The organism is Blastococcus sp. SYSU DS0828 (assembly GCF_054050975.1).
This window is the reverse complement of record NZ_JBJHAK010000009.1, coordinates 52,743-72,473: the sequence shown is the minus strand read 5'-3', so window position 1 is coordinate 72,473 and position 19,731 is coordinate 52,743. Positions and strand designations below refer to the sequence as shown.

The window sequence follows — 19,731 nt, the reverse complement described above, 5'->3', positions numbered from 1 at the left end:
CGCTCCTGCGGGCTCAGGGGCCGGGTGTCGGCTCCTGGTAGGGGAGCGCCTCGGCCAGCGGCACGGTCAGCGCCGTGACCGGTGCGCTGTCGACGCCGGCGGGCAGCCGCATCTCGACGTAGACCGGGCGGTCCACCGCCGTCCAGACCGTGGCGTCGGGGTCGCTGGTGTCGACGTGCCACTGGACACCGTTGATCTGGATGGCCGACGCGCCGACGGTCCACCCCTCCGGCCGCTGGACGCCGCAGGTGAGCACTGCAGCCGGTTCGCCCCAGGCGTAGACGAAGGGGCTCTCGGACCGCACCCGGCGCGACGGCTCCCCGGCCAGCTCCAGCGGCAGGTTCTCCATCAGCGCGGGGCAGTGCGCCTCGGCCTCGGGGGTGATCTCCGGTGTGTCCACCTCGAGCACCGGGAGGTCCTCGGGACGGACCGGGGCGGCGCCCTCGATCTCGGCCGGGCCCTCCGGTGCGGAGGCCGGCTCCTCGCCGCGCACGTTGACCAGCACGACGAGCGCGATCACCACCGGCAGCGTGATCGCCGTGATCAGGATCGCGGCCCGGCGCAGCGGGTCCACGGGGCGAGCGCTCAGATGTTGACGACCGGGCAGGTCAGCGTCCGGGTGATCCCGTCGACCGACTGCACCCGGGCGACCACCAGCCGACCGAGCTCGTCGACGGTGTCCGCCTCGGCGCGCACGATGACGTCGTACGGGCCGGTGACGTCCTCGGCCTTCGTGACGCCGCTGATCTCGCTGATCGTCGAGGCGACCTGGGCGGCCTTGCCGACTTCGGTCTGGATGAGGATGTAGGCGTGGACCACGGGAGATCCTTCCTCCGGCAACAGTGCCGAGACGTCGTCCCCGCCGGCTGGCGGACTCGTCGGCAACCTACCGCAGTGACTGGAGAGCATCGATGAGCCGACCCCGTCCCCTGGTCCCGCGCGGTGATCCGGCCGACACCGTGCGGGTCGTCGGGGAGTTCGGCGTGATCTCCCGCGTGCTGGCCCGGTCCGGCACCGCCCCGGCGGCCGACGTCGGCCCCGGCGACGACGCCGCGGTGCTGCGCACGCCCGACCAGCGCGTCGTGGTGACAACCGACGTCCTCGTGGAGGGCCGGCACTTCCGGCGGGACTGGTCCTCGGCTGAGGACGTCGGGCACAAAGCGGCCGCGGCCAACCTGGCCGACGTCGCCGCGATGGGCGCCCGGACGACGGCGCTGGTGGTCGGGCTGGCCTGCCCGCCGGACACCCCCACCAGCTGGCTGGAGGGGCTCGCCACCGGCCTGGCGGAGGAGTGCGCGGGCTCGGGGGCCGCCGTCGTGGGCGGGGACACGGTGGCGTCCGCCCCCGACAGCGCCGGCATCGTCGTGTCGGTGACCGCGCTGGGCGACCTCGGGGGACGGGCGCCGGTGCTGCGCTCTGGCGCCCGTCCCGGCGACGTGGTGGCGCTGGCCGGGCGGCTGGGGTGGTCGGCGGCCGGCCTCGCGGTGCTGCGCCGGGGGTTCACCAGCCCGCTGGCCGTCGTGCACGCGCACCGCCGCCCGACCCCGCCGTACGTGTCGGGTCCGGTGGCGGCCGACGCCGGCGCCACCGCGATGTGCGACGTGAGCGACGGGCTGCTGGCCGACGCCGGGCACCTGGCCGAGGCGAGCGGCGTCGTCATGGACCTGGACCGCGGCGCCCTCGCGGAGGCGTGCCTGGAGCCCGTGGGGCCGCTGCAGCAGGTGGGGTCGGCGCTGGGCGTGGACCCGCTGGTGTGGGTGCTCACCGGTGGGGAGGACCACGCGCTGGTGGCCACGTTCCCGCGGAAGGTGGCGCTCCCGCCGGGGTGGACGGCGATCGGCGTCGTGCGCCCGGGCAAGCCACGGCCGGGGGTGCGGGTGGACGGGGTGGCCGCCGCGGACCTGCTGGCGGCCCTGGGAGCGGAGCGGGCGGGGCATGTGCACTTCGGCTGAGCGGGTGCTGCGGGACGGATCGGTGGCCCGGATGCGGCCGGTGCCCTACGACGACCCCGTGGCGCAGGAGCTGGTCGAGGCCGTCCAGCAGGAGTACGTGCGCCGGTACGGCGGCCGGGACGAGGCCGTCGTCGACCCCGCCGAGTTCCTGCCGCCGGCCGGGCTCTTCCTCGTGGCCGAGGTGGGCGGCGCGGCGGCGGGGTGCGGAGCGTGGCGCGTCTACCCGCCGGGCGGTGTGGAGATCAAGCGGGTCTACGTGGCGCCCGCGTTCCGCCGCCGCGGGCTCGCGCAGGTGCTCATGGCGGAGCTGGAGGCCACCGCCGCCCGAGCCGGCCACCGGTCGGTGGTGCTCAACACGGGCCAGCGGCAGCCGGAGGCGGTCGCGCTGTACCGGGAGCTGGGCTACGACCCCGTCCAGGGGTACGGGGTCTACGCCTGCTCGCCGGAGGCCGTGTTCCTCGGCAAGGACCTGCCGCTCCCCGGGAGCGGGGAGGAGGCGACGTGGGCATCGTGACCATCTCGGCGCCCTACGGCGCCGCGGGAGCGGAGGTCGGGCCTGCCGTGGCCGCGCAGCTGGGCCTGCCGTTCCACGACCGGGCGATCCCCGCCCAGGTGGCCGGACGGCTGGGGGTGCCGGTGGAGGAGGCCGAGGCCAACGACGAGACGGTCGTGCGCGGGCTCTGGCGGTTGGTCGCCTCGCTGGGGACGATGCCCGACCCGGTGGGCGGGGTCGTGCCCGGGGCGCCGCTGCCCGACGCGCGGGCCTACCGGGAGCAGACCGAGCGGGTGCTCGCCGAGATCGCGGCGGGTGGCGGCGGGGTGGTGCTCGGCCGCGCCGCGGCGATGGTGCTGCGGGACCGGACCGACGCGCTGCACGTCCGGCTCGACGGGCCGCGGGACCGGCGGCTGGCCGCGGCGGTCGCGCGGTCGGGGCGGCCCCGCGAGGAGGTGGCGCGCGAGATGGCCGGGAACGACCGGGCGCGGGAGGCGTACGTGCGGCACTTCTACCGCTGCGACCCGGCCGCGGCCGGCCACTACCACCTGGTCGTGGACAGCACCGAGCTCCCGCTTGGCACCGTCGTGGATCTGGTGGTGACCGCGGCGCGGGGACGCGGCATCGGGCGCTGAGGCGCACGCGAGGAGCCCCGGAGGTCGACGACCTCCGGGGCTCCTCGGTGGTGGTTCACGAGCCCCCGCGGGGGCCCGGCGTCAGGCGCGGGCGACCTTGCCGGCGCGGATGCACGAGGTGCACGCGTTGATCCGGCGACGGTTGCCGGGGGCGATCAGCGCCCGCACGGACTGGATGTTCGGGTTCCAACGGCGCGGCGTGCGGCGGTGCGAGTGCGACACCGACATACCGAAACCGGGGCCCTTGCCACACACATCGCACACGGCAGCCACGGTGGATCACTCCCAGAAAGAATCGTTCACAGACGGCGGGGCAAGGCAGCACCCGCATCAAGACCGTCCAGCAGTCTAACCGCTCCGCGGAGGTGATGTCGCGGCACCCTCCGGACGGGGGCCCGCCGCGCACGAGGCCGGGCCGTGTCGGCACCGGTGGGTAGCCTGCTCCCGTGCTGACGGCGCTGGACGACGCCGCGGTCGGTCAGTGGTGCCGGGCCGCGGTCGAGGCGCTGTCCGACTCCCGGGGGCGGCTCGACGACCTCAACGTCTTCCCCGTGCCCGACGGGGACACCGGCACGAACCTCCTGCACACCGCCGAGGGTGCCCGCGCGGCGCTGGACGCGGCGACCCCGGGGGAGTCCGGCTGGGCGGTCGTGGCCCGTGGCGCGGTCCTGTCCGCCCGCGGCAACTCCGGCACCATCCTCGCCCAGCTGCTGCGTGGGCTGGCCGACCAGCTCGCCGGCGAGCCACCGGCCGACGGCCCGGCCTTCGCCGCCGCGCTGCACAAGGCCGCCGAGAGCGCCTACACGGCCGTCGCCGACCCCGAGGAGGGCACCTTCCTCACCGTGGCCCGGGCCGCCGGGGAGGCGGCCGTGGCGGCCGTCGACGAGGGGCGCGCGGCGCTGGCGGACGTCGTCCTGGCCGCGGCCGACGGTGCGCGGCGCGCCCTGGAGGGGACCCCCGGCCAGCTCGCCGCGCTGCGCGAGGCGGGCGTCGTCGACGCCGGGGGAGCTGGTCTGTCGATCGTCCTGGACGCCCTCGTGCGCACCGTCACCGGCGTGCAGCCGGTCCGCCCGGCGCTGGCCCGCCGCGACGGGCGCCGGCCCCACCGGCACGGCGTCGAGCACGCCCCGCACCAGCCGCCGCCCGGCCCGGGCAGCGAGGTGCAGTACCTCCTCGCCGACGCCGACGAGACGGCGGTCGCCCGGCTGCACGAGCGCCTCGCCGAGCTCGGCGACAGCCTCGTCGTCGTCGGCGTGGACACGCCGACCGGCCGCGAGTGGAACGTCCACGTGCACGTCTCCGACGTCGGTGCCGCCATCGAGGCGGGCATCGAGGCCGGCCGGCCGCACCGCATCACGGTCACCCCGCTGGCGCCGGTGCCCCCGGCCGCGCCGGTGCCCGGCCTGCGCGCGGCCGTCGCGGCGGTGCACAGCGACGGCCTGGCCGAGCTCTTCCGCGCCGAGGGCGTCCGCGTCGTCGTCTGCGACGCCGGTGGGGTCACCGAGGACGACCTGTACGAGGAGATCGTCGCCGCCGCCGCCCAGGAGGTGGTGGTGCTCCCGAACGACGCCGGCCTGCACGCGCTCGCCGCCCGGGCGGCCACCCGGGCGCGGGAGGCCGGGCGGGAGGTCGGCGTCGTGCCCACGCGCTCCCCGGTGCAGGGCCTGGCCGCGGTGGCGGTCGCCGATCCGCAGCAGCGGTTCGGTGACGACGTCATCACCATGGCCGAGGCCGCGGCGGCCACCCGCTGGGCCGAGCTCACCGTCGCCGACCAGGAGGCGCTCACCTCCGCCGGCCGCTGCCGGCCGGGCGACGTGCTCGGCTCCGCCGAGGGGGACGTCGTCGTGATCGGCGCGGAGCTCGCCGCCGTCGCCTGCGACCTGCTCGACCGGCTGCTCTCGGCGGGCGGCGAGATGGCCACCCTGGTCGTCGGCCCCGACGAGGCGCTCGGCGACTCGGTCTGCCATCACCTCGCGACGGTGCACCCCACCGTCGAGGTGGTCCGCTACGGCGGGGGCCCCAGCTCGATCCCGCTGCAGATCGGGGTCGAGTGACGTGGCGGTGACCCTGGAGACCCCGCTGGCGCGGGTGCTGGGACCCAAGACCGCCACCGGCATGGCCGAGCAGCTGGGCCTGCACACGGTCCGCCACCTGCTGCGGCACTACCCCCGCCGCTACGCGCGGCGCGGGGAGATGGCCCGGCTGGACGACCTGCAGCCGGGCGACCGGGTGACGGTGCTCGCCCAGGTGAAGACCGTGAGCACCCGGCCCATGCGGCAGCGCCGCGGCACGATCACCGAGGTCACCGTCGGCGACGGCGCCAGCACCATGAAGCTGGTCTTCTTCAGCCACAAGCACGCCCGCCTGGCGCCCGGCGTCTGGGGCATGTTCGCCGGCACGGTCGGCAGCTACCAGGGCAAGCTGCAGTTCACGCACCCCGACATGCACCTGCTCAGCGGCGACGATGACGACGACGACTGGGCGCGCGAGCTCGTGCCGATCTACCCGGCGAGCAAGGACGTCTCCAGCTGGGTCATCCAGAAGTCGGTGAAGTTGCTGCTCGGCGGCGCGGGCAACCTCGCCGACCTGGTCACCGACCCGCTCCCCGAGGAGATCCGCACCCGGCACGGGTTGCTGTCCCTGCCCGCGGCCCTGCTCGACATCCACCGCCCCACCACCAGCCGGGACGTCGAGCGCGCCGAGCGCCGGCTGAAGTGGGACGAGGCGCTCACCCTCCAGCTCACGCTGGCCGCCCGCCGCCGGGCCGCCGCCCTGGAGCCGGGCACCGCGCGGCCCCGCCGGCCCGGCGGCCTGCTCGACGCCGTCGACGCGGCGCTCCCGTTCGCGCTGACCGAGGGGCAGCGGGAGGTGGGCGAGGAGCTGGCCGCCGAGCTGGACCGCGACCAGCCCATGCACCGGCTGCTGCAGGGGGAGGTCGGGTCGGGCAAGACCGTGGTCGCCCTGCGGGCGATGGCCCAGGTCGTCGACGCCGGCGGCCAGGCCGCGCTGCTCGCACCGACGGAGGTGCTCGCCGCCCAGCACGCCCGCGGCATCCGCGCCCTGCTCGGGCCGCTGGGCCGCGCCGGCGAGCTCGACGGCGACCCCGCCGGCACCCGCGTCACCCTGCTCACCGGCTCGCTCAAGGCCGCCGCCCGCCGCGAGGCCCGCGCCGAGGTCGCCGAAGGGCGGGCCGGCATCGTCGTCGGCACCCACGCCCTGCTGCAGGAGGGCGTCGAGTTCGCCGACCTCGGGCTGGTCGTCGTCGACGAGCAGCACCGCTTCGGCGTGGAGCAGCGGGACGCCCTCCGGGCCAAGGGGAGCCGGCCCCCGCACGTGCTCGTCATGACCGCCACGCCGATCCCGCGAACCGTGGCGATGACCGTCTACGGGGACCTGGAGACCTCCACCCTCCGGCAGCTGCCCAGCGGTCGCGGGGGTGTCGCCAGCTCCGTCGTCCCGGTCGTGGAGAAGCCCGGCTGGCTCGACCGGGCGTGGGAGCGGCTCCGCGAGGAGGTCGCCGCGGGCCGGCAGGCCTACGTGGTGTGCCCCCGCATCGGGGACGTCGAGGAGGACAAGGCCGGCGCCGACGAGGAGCCCGAGGACGCCGACGGCGCACCGCCCGACGAGGACGGCCGCAGCGACCGCCGGCCCCCGCTGGCCGTCCTCGACGTCGCCGACGCCCTGCGCGCCGGCCCGCTGGCCGGGCTGCGCCTCGCCGTCCTGCACGGGCGGATGACCCCCGAGGAGAAGGACGGCGTCATGCGCGACTTCGCCGCGGGGGAGATCGACGTGCTCGTGGCCACCACCGTCGTCGAGGTCGGCGTCGACGTGCCGAACGCCACCGTCATGGTGGTGATGGACGCCGACCGGTTCGGCGTCAGCCAGCTGCACCAGCTGCGCGGCCGGGTGGCCCGGGGACAGCACGCCGGGCTGTGCCTGCTGGTGACCGAGGCGCCGTCGGCGTCGCCGACCGGGCAGCGGCTGGCGGCGGTCGCGTCGACCTCCGACGGCTTCGAGCTGGCCCGGCTCGACCTCGAGACCCGGCGGGAGGGCGACGTCCTCGGCGCTGCCCAGTCCGGCCGGCGGTCGGGCATCAAGCTCCTCTCGCTCCTGGAGGACGAGGAGCTCATCGCCGAGGCGCGGGCCGAGGCGACCACCCTGCTGTCCACCGAGCGGGGGCTGGCCGACCACCCCGGGCTCGCCGCCGAGGTCGCAGCCCTCGCCAGCGACGAGCGCGCCGAGTGGCTGGAGAAGGCGTGAGGCGGGAGTGACGAGGCTGATCGCCGGGCTCGCCGGGGGCCGGCGCCTGCAGGTGCCGCCGGCGGGGGTCCGCCCGACCGGGGACAAGGCCCGCGGCGCCCTGTTCAACTCCCTCGGCACGCTGGTCGACCTCGACGGGGCCGCGGTGCTGGACCTGTACGCCGGCTCCGGCGCGCTGGGCCTGGAGGCGCTCTCCCGCGGCGCGGCCACCGTGGTGTTCGTCGAGTCGGGCCCGAAGGTGCTCCCCGTGCTGCGGGCCAACCTCGCCGCCGTCGGCCTGCCCGGCGGGCGGGTGGTGGCGGGCTCGGTCCCCGCCGTCGTCACCGGCCCGGCCCCGCAGGCCTTCGACGTCGTGCTCGCCGACCCGCCCTACGCCACGCCGGCCGAGGAGGTCCGCGAGGTGCTCAGCGCCCTGGTGGCGGGGGAGTGGCTGGCCCCCGGAGGCGTGGTCGTGGTCGAGCGGTCCAGCCGGGAACAGGAGTGGGAGTGGCCGACACCCCTGGAAGGTCTGCGCGAGCGACGCTACGGCGAGGCCGTGCTCCGGTACGGTCGGCGTCCGTGAGGCGTGCCGTCTGCCCAGGTTCCTTCGACCCGGTCACCAACGGGCACGTCGACGTCATCAACCGGGCCGCCGGGCTCTACGACGAACTGGTCGTGGCCGTGCTGGTCAACCCCGGCAAGGCGGGGCTGTTCTCGGTCGAGGAGCGCATGGAGCTGCTCCGGAAGGCCGTCGCCGACCTGCCCAACGTGCGGGTGGACAGCTTCCAGGGCCTCCTGGTCGACTACTGCCGCGCGCACGACATCCCGGTCATCGTGAAGGGTCTGCGCGCGGTGAGCGACTTCGAGTACGAGCTGCAGATGGCGCAGATGAACCGGGAGCTCGCCGCCGTCGAGACGCTGTTCGTGCCGACGGCCCCGCAGGTCGGCCACCTCTCCTCCAGCCTGGTCAAGCAGATCGCGACCTTCGGCGGCGACGTCTCCCGGCTGGTGCCCAAGGCCGTCGACGACCGGCTGCGCGAGCGGGCCCGGGAGGGGCGCTCGTGACCCGGCCCGGGCGCGGCCACACCACCGAGGTCGTCTACCGCCTCTACGAGACCGTGGACGAGCTGACCACGGTCATCGAGAACGCCCGAAGCGTGCCCATGTCGAGCTCCTGCATGGTGCCGCGCGACCACGTGCTCGACCTGCTCGACGACCTGCGCGAGTCGCTCCCCGAGGACGTGCAGGCCGCCGGTGCGATCGTCGAGCAGCGCACCGAGATCCTGCAGCAGGCGCAGGCCGAGGCCGAGCGGCTCACCGGCCGGACCCGCGCGGACAGCGAGCAGCTCCTCGCCCAGGCCAAGCGGCAGCGCGACGAGATCGTCGGCACGGCCCGGCGGCAGCGCGACGAGCTGCTGGCCCAGGCCCAGACCGACGCCGAGCAGATCCTGCTGGAGGCGGAGGCCGAGGCCGAGGCGCTGGTCGCCGAGGGCCAGCAGCACCGGGCCGCCCTCATCGCCGAGGCGCACGCCGAGCACGAGCGGCTCATCACCGAGACCGAGGTCTACCGTTCCGCGGTCACCCGCGCCGACGAGCTCGGCGAGCAGTCGCACGCCGAGGCCGCGCGGATGCGGGCGGAGGTCGACGAGTACGTCGACAGCAGGCTGGCCGAGTTCGGGGTGACGCTGGAGCGGATGCTGCGCTCGGTGGACAAGGCTCGCAGCACCCTCCGGGAGTAGGTGAAGGACCACCGTCCTCCCCACCCCTCGCACGCTCGGGGCGGGTCCCTGGACGGCGGCCGTTCCGGTCCCTGGCCCCGGTCGGTGGCGGGGATCGGGTAGTCTCGATCCCTGGTCCGGCCGTCGGCTTCACGCCCGGCCGTCCACCCCTCCCGCTCCCGACCGCGAGTACCGACATGCCTGCTGCTTCGCCGAACCGCTCCGGCGCCGTGCCTCACGAGGACCGGCGTCCCGCCGCCAACCCCTGGAAGGTCGACCTCCGGGAGCTGGGCCGGCGGGCGGGGTCGATGCAGGAGCTGGATCGGACCGCGCCGGCCCCCGGTGACTGGCGGGTCGAGCTGCTCGGCGTGCCCGAGGCCGCCGACGTCCACCTGCACCTGCGTCTGGAGTCGGTCATGGAGGGCGTGCTGGTCACCGGCGAGTTCTCGGTCCCGGTCGCGGGCTCCTGCGCGCGCTGCCTGGAGCCGATCGAGGACGTCCTCCGCCTCGACGTCCAGGAGCTGTACGCCTACGCGGGCAGCACCACGGAGGCGACGAGCGAGGAGGACGAGGTGCGCCGGATCGAGGGCGACTTCCTCGACCTGGAGCCGCTCGCCCGCGACGTCGTCGTCCTGAGCCTCCCGCTGGCCCCGGTCTGCACCGAGGACTGCTCCGGCTTGTGCGTCGACTGCGGCCAGCGCCTGGACGATCTCCCCGCCGATCACGCCCACGAGGTCGTCGACGCCCGCTGGGCGGGCCTCGCGGCGAAGTTCGGCACCACTGCTTCCTCGCCGGGCACCCCCGGCGAATCCACCACCCCAGAGGAGAACTGATCGTGGCCGTTCCGAAGCGGAAGATGTCGCGTGCCAACACCCGCATGCGCCGGTCGCAGTGGAAGGCCAGCGCGCCGACCCTGTCGCCGTGCCCGAACCGCGCCTGCGGCGAGCTCAAGCCCCCGCACCAGGCCTGCCCGACCTGTGGGCAGTACGACGGCCGCCAGGTCCTGTCGGTCTGATCTCGCACACCCGCACCGCCATGGGGACGACGGCCGCCGCTCGGCATCCTGACGGGGATGCCGTCGACGGTCGCGTCCCCGCGGCGCCTCCGGGCGGTGCGGAGCACGCCGAGCGCGCCGCCACTTGGCTGTTCGACGCGCTCGGCGTCGCGCTGCCGGGTGGCCTCCTGCCGCTCGCGCTGACCCACCGGTCGTTCGCCTACGAGAACGGTGGCCTGCCGACCAACGAGCGCCTTGAGTTCCTGGGCGACTCGGTGCTCGGGCTCGTCGTCACCGACGAGCTGTACCGCAGCCAGCCAGACCTCCCCGAAGGGCAGCTGGCCAAGCTGCGTGCCTCGGTGGTCAACATGACGTCGCTGGCCCGGGTCGCCCGGCGCCTGGGCGACGGCGGGCTCGGCCCGCACCTGCTGCTCGGCCGGGGTGAGGAGACCACCGGCGGCCGCGAGAAGGACTCGATCCTCGCCGACGCGATGGAGGCGCTCATCGGCGCGGTGCACCTGGGCTGCGGGCTGGACACCGCCTCCGCCGTCGTGCACCGGCTGTTCGACCCGTTGCTGGTCGAGGCGGCCACTCGCGGCGCCGGCCTCGACTGGAAGACCAGCCTGCAGGAGCTCGGGGCGGCGCAGGGGCTCGGGGCGCCCGTCTACAAGGTGGACGACGACGGTCCCGACCACGCCAAGACGTTCCGGGCCGAGGTGCTGCTCGCCGGCATCGTGCGGGGGACCGGCGCGGGCCGCACCAAGAAGGCCGCCGAGCAGGAGGCCGCCGAGGCCGCCTGGCGCTCACTCTCGGAGGAGTAGCCCCGTGCCCGAGCTGCCCGAGGTGGAGGTCGTGCGCCGGGGGCTGGAGCAGTGGGTGGCGGGGCGTACCGTGGCCACCGTCGAGGTGCACCATCCGCGGGCCGTCCGCCGGCACCTGGAGGGCGCCGACCACTTCGTGGCGGCGATCACCGGGCGCACCCTCACCGCCGCCCACCGCCGGGGGAAGTACCTGTGGCTGCCGTTGGCCGAGGCCGACGGGACGCCGACCGGGCAGGCGCTCGTCGGGCATCTCGGCATGAGCGGCCAGCTGCTCGTCGAGAAGCCGTCCGCCCCCGACGAGACCCACCTGCGGGCCCGTTTCACCTTCACCGACCGGGGGCGCGAGCTGCGCTTCGTCGACCAGCGCACCTTCGGGGGGCTGGCGGTGGAGGACGTGCCCGAGCAGGGCGGGGTGCCGTCGCGGCTGGCGCACATCGCGATCGACCCGCTCGACCCCTCCTTCGACGTCGACGCGTTCACCGCCGCGCTGCGCCGGCGCCGCACGGAGGTCAAGCGCGCCCTGCTCGACCAGACGCTCATCGGCGGGGTGGGCAACATCTACGCCGACGAGGCGCTGTGGCGGGCCCGCCTGCACGGCGCCCGGCCCACCGACCGGCTCACCCGGGCGCAGGTCGCCGACCTCCTCGACGGGGTGCGAGACGTGCTCGGGGAGGCCCTCGCCCAGGGCGGCACCTCGTTCGACTCCCTGTACGTCGACGTCAACGGGCAGAGCGGCTACTTCTCCCGGTTCCTGGCCGTCTACGGGCAGGAGGACCGGCCGTGCCCCCGCTGCGGCACCCCGATCCGCCGGGAGTCCTTCATGAACCGCTCGAGCTACAGCTGCCCCACCTGCCAGCCCCGACCGAGAGCGCGGCGAGCATGACCGTCCGGGTCGAGGCGCTGGTCTCCGGCCACGTCCAGGGCGTCGGCTACCGCGCCTTCGTGCGCGGCCTGGCGCGCGACGCAGGCCTCGCCGGGGTCGCGCGCAACCGAGCCGACGGCCGGGTCGAGGTCATCGCCGAGGGGCCGGAGCAGGCCGTGCGCGACGTGGTCGCTGCCCTCGACGGCCCGGACGCCCCGGGACGGGTCACCGACGTCGACGTCCGCTTCGCGACGCCGGAAGGGCTGTCGGGCTTCACCACGGCGTGACGAAGCCGACATCCCCCCGACACGGGGCCCTGCCCCGTCGCCGTTGACCAGCGCCGATGGTGGTGTCACCCTGGGAACATCCAGCCCGCGCCGACCGTCTACCGGGGCGCCGGTCATCCCCTCTCGCTCTCGAAAGGCCGTCACAGCCATGGCCAAGGCCCTGTTCGGTTCGGTCGTCACCCCTGCGGAGCTCCGGGTGGTCGAGGAGAACGCAGCCCTGCGGGCCCGGGTGCAGCGGCTGGAGCAGGAGCTCGCCGAGCTGCGCGCCCAGCGGGACGCCGCCATCGCGCACGAGCTGCTGTCGATGACCGGCGACACCGCCGAGCCCGCGCTCGCGTAGCTCGGACCTCCCAGCTCGCGAACTGATCCGTCACAGGCGCACCACCGGCCTCGCGCCGCACCCGGCCGCGCGGTGACCGGGCTAGAGTCCACGTCCCGTGCACCTCTCCAGCCTGACGCTCAAGGGCTTCAAGTCCTTCGCGTCCGCCACCACGCTGCGGCTGGAGCCCGGCATCACGGCTGTCGTCGGCCCCAACGGGTCGGGCAAGTCCAACGTCGTGGACGCCATCTCCTGGGTCCTCGGCGAGCAGGGGGCCAAGAGCCTGCGCGGCGGCAAGATGGAGGACGTCATCTTCGCCGGAACCGCGGGGCGGCCGGCGCTGGGCCGCGCCGAGGTGACGCTCACGATCGACAACTCCGACGGCGCTCTCCCGATCGAGTACACCGAGGTGTCGATCACCCGCCGCATGTACCGCTCCGGTGAGAGCGAGTACGAGATCAACGGCGACAAGGTGCGGCTGCTCGACGTCCAGGAGCTGCTCAGCGACTCCGGCATCGGGCGCGAGATGCACGTCATCGTCGGCCAGGGGCAGCTCGACGCCGTCCTCTCCGGCCGACCGGAGGACCGCCGCGCCTTCATCGAGGAGGCCGCCGGCGTCCTGAAGCACCGCAAGCGCAAGGAGAAGGCGCTCCGCAAGCTCGACGGCATGCAGGCCAACCTCGACCGGCTGGCCGACCTGACCGCCGAGCTGCGCCGCCAGCTCAAGCCCCTGGGCCGCCAGGCCGAGGTGGCCCGGCGCGCCGCCGGCGTCCAGGCCGACCTCCGCGACGCGCGCCTCCGGCTGCTCGCCGACGACCTGGTGCAGCTGCGCGACGCCCTCGACCGCGACGTGGCCGACGAGACCGCGGCCCGCGAGCGGCGGGCCGTCGTCGAGCGCGAGCTCTCCGTCGTCTCCCGGCGCGAGGCCGAGCTGGAGAGCGGCCTGGCGGCGAGCGCGCCTCGCCTGCAGGCGGCCTCCGACACCTGGTACCGGCTCTCGGCGCTGGGGGAGCGGTTCCGCAGCGTCGCCCAGCTGGCCGCCGAGCGGCACCGGCACCTCTCGGCCCCCGCCCCCTCCGCCGCGACCGGGCGCGACCCCGACCAGCTGGACGCCGAGGCCGACCGGGTCGCGGCCACCGAGACGGAGCTGGCGGCCGGCCTGGCGGCCGAGCGCGAGCGCCTCGCGGCAGTCGTGGCCGGCCGGGCGGAGCTGGAGGCGGCGCTGGCCGCGGCGGAGAAGGCCTGGGTCGCCGCCGCCCGCGCGCTCGCCGACCGCCGCGAGGGCCTGGCCCGGCTCTCCGGTCAGGTCGCCGCGGCGCGCTCCCGCGTGCACGCCGGTGAGGCGGAGATCGAGCGGCTCACCGTCGCCGCCCGCGAGGCCACCGACCGCGCCGAGGCCGCCGCCGACCGGCTGGCCGACCGGCGGGGTCAGGTCGCCGAGCAGGAGGACACCGACCTCGCCCTGGTCGCCGCGCACGAGGACGCCGTCGCCGCGCACGCCGCCGCGGCGCGCCGGGTGACCGAGCTGGCCGAGGCCGAGCGCGCCGCCGAGCGGGACCGGGCGTCCTGGCAGGCGCGCCGCGACGCGCTCGCCCTCGGGCTCACCCCCGCCGACGGCGCCGCCGCGGTGCTCGGCGCAGGCCTGCCCGGTGTCGTCGGCCCGGTCACCGAGCAGCTCACCGTCGCCCCCGGCGACGAGGTGGCCGTGGCGGCCGCCCTGGGCGGCATGGCCGAGGCCGTCGTCGTCGCCGGGGTGGCGGAGGCCGCCGCGGCGCTGGACCACCTCACCCGCACCGACGGCGGCCGCGCCGGGCTGCTCGTGACCGGCGGCCTGCCACCGGTCCCGCGGGACGGCTGGCCGGAGCTGCCGGCCGGGGCCCGGTGGGCGCTGGACGCCGTGCAGGCCCCCGAGTCGCTGCGCCCGGCGCTGGCCCGGGCACTGGAGCGGGTGGCGCTGGTCGCCGACCTGGACGCCGCCGTCGCGCTGGTCCGCACCCACCCCCGGGTGCGCGCGGTCACCGCGACCGGGAACCTCCTCGGCGCCGACTGGGCGCTGGGCGGGCAGGCCGATGCGCCGTCGAACCTGGAGCTGCGGGCCCGCGTCGACGAGGCGGGCGACGAGCTGACCGCCGCGTCGGCCCGGGCCGCCGAGCTCGCCGAGCAGCTGGCCGCCGCGAGGCAGGAGGCGCAGGCGCGGTCCGCCGCCGTCGAGGAGGCGCTCGCCGCCCGCCAGACCGCCGACCGCACCCGCTCTGCGGAGGCGGCGGCGCTGGCCGAGCTGGGTGCCGCGGCGCGGTCGGCGGCATCGGAGGCCGAGCGCTCGCTGGCCGCCCGCGTGCGCGCGGAGCAGGCGCTGGAGCAGGCGCTGGAGACGCTGACCCGGCTGGCGGAGCAGCTGGCCGCGGCGGAGGCGGCGCCCGTCGAGGAGGAGCCGCCCACCGAGGACCGGGACCGGCTGCGGGCCGAGGTGGCCGGTGCCCGGCAGGCCGAGACGGAGGCGCGCCTCGCCGTCCGCACCGCCGAGGAGCGGGCGCGGGCCCTGCAGGGCCGGGCCGAGTCCCTGCGCCGGCAGGCCCGGCAGGAGCGGGCCGCCCGCGAGCGGGCCGCGGCCGAACGGGCGGCACGGCAGCGCGGCGCGGCGGTCGCCGCAGCCGTGCGCACCGACGCCGAGGCCGCCCTCACGGCGCTGGAGCGGTCCCTGGCCCGCGCCGCGGCCGAGCGCGACGCGCTGGCGTCCTCGCGCAGCGGCGCCGAGGCGGAGCTGCTGGAGGTCCGCAGCCGGGTGCGCGCGGCCACCGCGGAGCTCGACCGGCTCACCGACGAGGTGCACCGCGACGAGGTGGCGCGGACCGAGCAGCGCTACCGCATCGAGACGCTGGAGACCCGGGCGGCCGAGGAGTTCGGCGTCGACCTGCCCACCCTGCTCGGCGAGTACGGGCCGGCCGCGCCGGTGCCGCCGTCGCCGCAGCAGGTGGCCGAGGCGGAGGCGGCGGGGGAGCCGGCACCCGAACCGGTGCCCTACGAGCGCGCCGTCCAGGAGCGGCGGGTGGCCCGGGCCGAGCGCGACCTCGCCACGCTCGGCAAGGTCAACCCGCTGGCGCTGGAGGAGTTCGCGGCGCTGGAGGAGCGGCACACCTTCCTCGCCACGCAGCTGGAGGACCTCAAGACCACCCGCCGGGACCTGCTCACCGTCGTCCGCGAGGTCGACGGCCGCATCCACGACGTCTTCGCCGCCGCCTTCGCCGACGTGGCGCGGGAGTTCGAGCAGGTCTTCGCCACCCTGTTCCCGGGGGGCTCGGGCCGGCTGGTGCTCACCGACCCGGAGAACATGCTGACCACCGGCGTCGAGGTGGAGGCCCGGCCACCGGGCAAGAAGGTCAAGCGGCTGTCGCTGCTGTCGGGTGGCGAGCGGTCGCTGACGGCGGTCGCGCTGCTCGTGGCGATCTTCCGCGCGCGGCCGTCGCCGTTCTACGTGCTCGACGAGGTCGAGGCGGCGCTGGACGACGTCAACCTGGGCCGGCTGCTCGTGCTCGTGGAGCAGCTGCGGTCGACCTCGCAGCTGATCATCATCACGCACCAGAAGCGGACGATGGAGATCGCCGACGCGCTCTACGGCGTGAGCATGCGCGGCGACGGGATCACCGGCGTCATCAGCCAGCGGCTGCGGGAGCTCGAGACGGCCTAGCGGCTCCCGAGTGCCCGGGACCCGGCCAGCCAGGCCAGCAGGCGTCCCCTCGACCAGCAGCGGCCGACGGCCTCCACCCGCAGCGACGGTCCGTCGAGCAGCGCCAGACCGAGGATGCTGTGGCCGGAGGCGCGCCGGTCGCCGAGCGTCGGCACCCCCGGTGCGACGCCGACGCCCTCCGCCGACACCCACGCGACCGGCCGGCGCGCGGCCACCTCGTCGAGGCGGTGCAGGAAGCGCAGGCGGCTCTCGGGCGGGTGGCGCGATAGCGCCCACGCCGTGACGACGACGGGGAGGGCGTCGGCGGGCACCCGGGCGACGGCCTCGGGCAGCAGCTCGACGGCGTCGCCCCGCAGCAGCTCCGGTGGGGCCGTCGCCGCCAGCGCCAGCTCCGCGTCGAGCCGGGCGCGCCGCTCCGCGTCGTCCGGTCGCAGGCACGCGCGCAGCCACCGGGCGTCGTCCGCGTCGGTCACGTCCAGCGGATCGGGGTCGATGCCGATCCGGGCGACGACCTCGGGCAGGGGCCGGGCCGGGACGGGCCGGTCGCCGACGACCGAGCAGGACAGCTGCACGGGGGACGCCGGGTCGCCCAGCGGTGGGCCGCCGCCGTAGGTGATGCCGACGCGGTCGACGGCGAGCCGGAGCCCCGCCGCGCAGTCGACGTCGACCAGCCCGACCGCCTCGGTGCCCACCCGGTGCGCCGCCTCGGCGACGGCCGGATGGAGGACGGTGCAGGCGCCGGTGCCGTCGGTGCGCGGCCGCCGGCGCCCGGCCAGGGCCACGAGCTCCTCGGTCCTCCGCAGCAGCGTGTCGATCGCCGCCGCGGCAGCCGCGTCGCCGTCCCCGGTGGCGTAGGCGGCGGCGAGCGCGGGGGCGCGTCCGGCGAGGGCGAGGTCGTGCAGCCCGGCGAGGACCAGGGCCGGGTGCCGCCTGCGCGCCGGCAGCGTCCCGAGGGCACGCAGCGCAGCGTCGGAGCCGGCGAGGGCCCGGGCGACGTGTGCGTGCAGGGGCGAGATCGCGGCCTCGGTCACGGCGAAGCGCCGGTACACCTCGCGCACCCGGCGAGGCTAACGCCGGTGCGCGTGCCAAGGGCATAGGAAGCTCTACCTGCGGATCCGCGCCCGAATCGTAGGTAGAGCTTCCTATGCCTAGACCCCGGAGCGGACCTCCAGGTCGACGACGACCGGCAGGTGGTCCGAGGCGCCCTCGGCATCGAGCACGTGGGCCCCGGCGACGGCGATCCCGGCCGACACCCAGACCTGGTCGATGCGGCGGTGCGGCGACCGCGCCGGATGGGTGTGACCGGCGTCGGCCTGCCAGAACCGCCACCCGGCGCCCTGGTCGTCGCGGGCGCGGGCCAGTCGCCAGGCGTCGGTGAACCGCTGCCGCAGCGCGTCCAGCTCCGGGGCGTCGGGTGCGGTGTTGAAGTCACCGACGAGGACGCCGGTCTCCATCGCGTCGGTGTGCAGCCCGGCCAGCGCGGCCACCTGCGCCGCCCGCTCCTCGGCCGACCGCGTGGTGAGGTGCGTCGCGGTGATCCACAGCGCTCCGCCGTCGAGCTCCACCATGGTCCGCAGCGCGCTGCGCGGCTCGCCGCTGCCGGGCAGGGGGTGGACGTCGCTGATCAGGATCGGCAACCGCGACAGCAGGGCGTTGCCGTACTGGCGGGGCGGCTGGTCGCCCGGTCGCTGCTCGTCGATCGCCGGCCCCCACGCGAGCTGCATGTCCAGCGCCCGGGACAGCAGCAGCGCCTGGTCGACGTCCTCGCTGCGCGGCCCGAAGTGGCGGTCGACCTCCTGCAGGCAGATCACGTCGGCGTCGAGCGAGGCCAGCAGCGTGGCCAGCCGCGGCAGGTCGTGGCGGGCGTCGGCGCCCACGCCGTGGTGGGTGTTGAACGTGACCAGGCGGACCGGGATCGGCGGCTGGTCGGGACCGGGGGCCGGCTTCGTCACCGCGCCACCCTCTCAGGCTCGGAGAGCTGCATGTCGGCGACCTCGCTCAGGGCAGCGGAGCCCCGCTCGCTCACGGAGAGCACGAAGCGGGCCTCCGGGCCGTCGAGGAACAGCTCACCGATCTGGTTGCCGAAGTACGGGCCGGCCTGCTTCTCCCACTCCAGGCCCGCGGGCTCGGCGCCGACCCAGCGGGCCAGCCGCTCGGTGAGCCGCCGGGCGCGCCGGCTCCAGCCGATCCGGAAGGCGACCTTGATGGGGTGCGGTGCCTGGTTGTGCAGCGGCGAGACGGTGAGCTGGTGCACGCGCGAGGTGAGCCCCACCGGCGCCACGACCTCCGCCGAGTAGGCGTGGTGCACGTCGCCGGAGAGCACCAGGGTGGTCGCCGGCGCCGGCCCGTACTCGCCCCGGGCCACCGAGAGCACCGCGCGGCCGAGCCGGTCGAAGGAGTGCCCGAACGCCGCCCAGTGCTCGAGATCGGCCAGCTGGCGCACCAGCTCGGCGAGCCGGCCCCGCAGCCGGCCGTGGTGGCGCACGTTCAGGGTGGCGTTCCACCGCTCGAGCGAGTCGACGGCGTGGGGGAGCAGCCACGGCAGCGACGTCCCGATCACCAGGTGCTGCACCTCGTCGGCGGCGGCCTGCCGCATCGCCGCCTCCACCCAGTCGAACTCGTCGTCGTCGAGCATGCGCCGGCCGTCCTCCTGCAGCACCCGCCCGGCGCGGCTGTCGACCATGACCAGCCGGGCGTCGCCCCAGTGCCGCACGAAGCTCCAGCGCGTGCTCGTGGGGTCCTCGTCGGCGCGGACGGCCATCTCCCGCAGGACCGGCTCGGCGTCGACGGTCGCGTCCCCGGCGGCGTCGGTGAGGTCCTGGACCGCGCGCCACACCTTGTTCTCGGCCAGCTCCCGCGGGCTGAGGTTGCCCAGGTGCTGGTAGACCCAGTAGCTGATCAGGCCGCCGGTGATCCGGCCGCGCCACCAGTCCTTCGCGCGCATCGTCCGCCGCCAGGCGGCCGAGCTGTTCCAGTCGTCGATCATCTCGTGGTCGTCGAAGATCATCGAGGACGGGATCGTGGAGAGCAGCCAGCGCACCTCCGGGTCCCGCCACGACTCCACGTAGAGCTGCGTGTACTCCTCGAAGTCCGCGACCTGCGCGCGCGGCGCCCGGCGGAGCTGCGTCCGGTCCCGGCGGCGGGCCAGCCAGCCGCGGGTGCGCTTCGTGAGCTCGTCGGCGTAGACCTGGTCGCCGAGCAGGACGAGCGCGTCGGGCCACTCGTCCTCCGGCCGGGCGGCGAGCTGCCGGGCGTAGAGGTCGAGGGCGTCGGGCGGGATGCCCTCCGACTCCTCCACCGTCCGGGCGCTGGCGTACCGGCAGGACCCGAACGCGAGCCGGAAGGGGCCGGGCCGCCCGGGGGTGCGGATGCGGCTGGGCGGGAAGCCGCTCTCCACCGGTGGCCAGACGACGACGTCGTCGAGCCGCACCTCGTAGGGCGTGGTGCTGCCGGGCGCGAGCCCCTCCACCAGCACCAGCGCGTAGTGGTGGCCGCTGACCGCGAAGGTGCGGGCCCGCCGCCCCAGCACGTCGACCTCGCACGGCCGGTCCGTCTCGACCCAGACGGTGGCGGAGACGGGATCGACGTGCCGCAGGAGGGGGCCCAGCACGAGGGCGGGGACGCTGGGAACGGAGGGCGGCATGGGGACAGCCTGGCCTACGTCCCCGGGTGCGGGCACCCGGTGTCCCGGAGGTGCCGGCCGGGCGGCGGCTGGAAGACTCGGGG

The 19,731-nt window shown here is 76.1% G+C and carries 21 protein-coding genes; 15 read left to right on the top strand and 6 right to left on the bottom strand.

Annotated elements, in window-relative coordinates:
• Positions 1-13 precede the first annotated feature (13 nt).
• Entirely contained in the window at positions 14-574 is a 561-nt protein-coding gene (locus ACI79Q_RS09585) for a DUF3515 domain-containing protein (protein WP_456588829.1), read from the bottom strand.
• Between the two features lie 11 nt (positions 575-585).
• Positions 586-819, bottom strand: a complete 234-nt coding sequence (locus ACI79Q_RS09580) for an Lrp/AsnC ligand binding domain-containing protein (protein ID WP_224500414.1) — start codon at positions 817-819, stop codon at positions 586-588.
• 92 nt (positions 820-911) lie between these two features.
• On the opposite strand from ACI79Q_RS09580, the gene ACI79Q_RS09575 reads away from it, so the two are divergent.
• Genes ACI79Q_RS09575 through ACI79Q_RS09565 form a run of 3 tightly spaced genes read left to right on the top strand, consistent with a single transcriptional unit; the run spans position 912 to position 3,080 of the window.
• Positions 912-1,952: a thiamine-phosphate kinase gene (locus ACI79Q_RS09575; protein ID WP_456614605.1), complete on the top strand. Its 1,041-nt coding sequence runs from the start codon at positions 912-914 to the stop codon at positions 1,950-1,952.
• Positions 1,936-2,466 (top strand): GNAT family N-acetyltransferase, encoded by a 531-nt coding sequence (locus tag ACI79Q_RS09570; protein WP_456614604.1) that lies wholly within the window; start codon positions 1,936-1,938, stop codon positions 2,464-2,466. The genes ACI79Q_RS09575 and ACI79Q_RS09570 overlap by 17 nt, the downstream gene beginning before the upstream one ends.
• Complete coding sequence (locus ACI79Q_RS09565) at positions 2,454-3,080, top strand: cytidylate kinase-like family protein (RefSeq protein WP_456599872.1); 627 nt, start codon at positions 2,454-2,456, stop codon at positions 3,078-3,080. Before ACI79Q_RS09570 ends, ACI79Q_RS09565 begins: the two co-directional genes overlap by 13 nt.
• An 81-nt stretch (positions 3,081-3,161) precedes the next feature.
• On the opposite strand, the gene rpmB is transcribed toward ACI79Q_RS09565, so the two are convergent.
• On the bottom strand, positions 3,162-3,344 hold the full coding sequence (rpmB, locus tag ACI79Q_RS09560; protein WP_454970731.1) for a 50S ribosomal protein L28: 183 nt from the start codon (positions 3,342-3,344) through the stop codon (positions 3,162-3,164).
• Positions 3,345-3,526: 182 nt separating this feature from the next.
• Between rpmB and ACI79Q_RS09555 the strand changes: the two genes are divergently transcribed.
• The 12 genes from ACI79Q_RS09555 (at position 3,527) to smc (ending at position 16,005) form a co-directional block, all read left to right on the top strand.
• Positions 3,527-5,134 carry a DAK2 domain-containing protein gene (locus ACI79Q_RS09555; protein WP_456599873.1) on the top strand — a complete coding sequence of 536 codons (1,608 nt, stop codon included), beginning with the start codon at positions 3,527-3,529 and terminating at the stop codon, positions 5,132-5,134.
• 1 nt (position 5,135) lies between these two features.
• Positions 5,136-7,340 carry an ATP-dependent DNA helicase RecG gene (recG, locus tag ACI79Q_RS09550; protein WP_456588824.1) on the top strand — a complete coding sequence of 735 codons (2,205 nt, stop codon included), beginning with the start codon at positions 5,136-5,138 and terminating at the stop codon, positions 7,338-7,340.
• 7 nt (positions 7,341-7,347) lie between these two features.
• Positions 7,348-7,902 carry a 16S rRNA (guanine(966)-N(2))-methyltransferase RsmD gene (gene rsmD, locus ACI79Q_RS09545; protein WP_456614603.1) on the top strand — a complete coding sequence of 185 codons (555 nt, stop codon included), beginning with the start codon at positions 7,348-7,350 and terminating at the stop codon, positions 7,900-7,902.
• Positions 7,899-8,384: a pantetheine-phosphate adenylyltransferase gene (gene coaD, locus ACI79Q_RS09540; protein ID WP_456614602.1), complete on the top strand. Its 486-nt coding sequence runs from the start codon at positions 7,899-7,901 to the stop codon at positions 8,382-8,384. The genes rsmD and coaD overlap by 4 nt, the downstream gene beginning before the upstream one ends.
• A complete protein-coding gene (locus tag ACI79Q_RS09535) occupies positions 8,381-9,058 on the top strand; it encodes a hypothetical protein (protein WP_456588821.1) in 678 nt (225 codons plus the stop codon). Before coaD ends, ACI79Q_RS09535 begins: the two co-directional genes overlap by 4 nt.
• Before the next feature lie 176 nt (positions 9,059-9,234).
• Positions 9,235-9,870, top strand: a complete 636-nt coding sequence (locus ACI79Q_RS09530; RefSeq protein WP_456588820.1) for a YceD family protein — start codon at positions 9,235-9,237, stop codon at positions 9,868-9,870.
• 2 nt (positions 9,871-9,872) lie between these two features.
• Positions 9,873-10,052 carry a 50S ribosomal protein L32 gene (rpmF, locus tag ACI79Q_RS09525; protein ID WP_456561099.1) on the top strand — a complete coding sequence of 60 codons (180 nt, stop codon included), beginning with the start codon at positions 9,873-9,875 and terminating at the stop codon, positions 10,050-10,052.
• Positions 10,053-10,072: 20 nt separating this feature from the next.
• Entirely contained in the window at positions 10,073-10,852 is a 780-nt protein-coding gene (gene rnc, locus ACI79Q_RS09520) for a ribonuclease III (protein WP_456596946.1), read from the top strand.
• A 4-nt stretch (positions 10,853-10,856) separates the two neighbouring features.
• Complete coding sequence (gene mutM, locus ACI79Q_RS09515) at positions 10,857-11,735, top strand: bifunctional DNA-formamidopyrimidine glycosylase/DNA-(apurinic or apyrimidinic site) lyase (RefSeq protein WP_456588818.1); 879 nt, start codon at positions 10,857-10,859, stop codon at positions 11,733-11,735.
• A complete protein-coding gene (locus tag ACI79Q_RS09510) occupies positions 11,732-12,001 on the top strand; it encodes an acylphosphatase (RefSeq protein WP_456613141.1) in 270 nt (89 codons plus the stop codon). Before mutM ends, ACI79Q_RS09510 begins: the two co-directional genes overlap by 4 nt.
• 148 nt (positions 12,002-12,149) lie before the next feature.
• On the top strand, positions 12,150-12,341 hold the full coding sequence (locus ACI79Q_RS09505) for a hypothetical protein (RefSeq protein ID WP_456588816.1): 192 nt from the start codon (positions 12,150-12,152) through the stop codon (positions 12,339-12,341).
• 97 nt (positions 12,342-12,438) lie between these two features.
• The gene (smc, locus tag ACI79Q_RS09500; RefSeq protein ID WP_456614601.1) at positions 12,439-16,005 is read left to right on the top strand and encodes a chromosome segregation protein SMC; all 3,567 of its coding nucleotides are present in this window, start codon (positions 12,439-12,441) and stop codon (positions 16,003-16,005) included.
• Here smc and ACI79Q_RS09495 read toward each other — a convergent pair.
• The 3 genes from ACI79Q_RS09495 to ACI79Q_RS09485 form a co-directional block, all read right to left on the bottom strand.
• The gene (locus ACI79Q_RS09495; protein ID WP_456614600.1) at positions 16,002-17,063 is read right to left on the bottom strand and encodes a DUF2332 domain-containing protein; all 1,062 of its coding nucleotides are present in this window, start codon (positions 17,061-17,063) and stop codon (positions 16,002-16,004) included. The genes smc and ACI79Q_RS09495 overlap by 4 nt on opposite strands.
• A gap of 90 nt (positions 17,064-17,153) precedes the next feature.
• Positions 17,154-17,957 (bottom strand): endonuclease/exonuclease/phosphatase family protein, encoded by an 804-nt coding sequence (locus ACI79Q_RS09490; RefSeq protein ID WP_456588813.1) that lies wholly within the window; start codon positions 17,955-17,957, stop codon positions 17,154-17,156.
• The gene (locus ACI79Q_RS09485) at positions 17,954-19,648 is read right to left on the bottom strand and encodes an alkaline phosphatase D family protein (RefSeq protein WP_456614599.1); all 1,695 of its coding nucleotides are present in this window, start codon (positions 19,646-19,648) and stop codon (positions 17,954-17,956) included. Before ACI79Q_RS09485 ends, ACI79Q_RS09490 begins: the two co-directional genes overlap by 4 nt.
• Positions 19,649-19,731 lie beyond the last annotated feature (83 nt).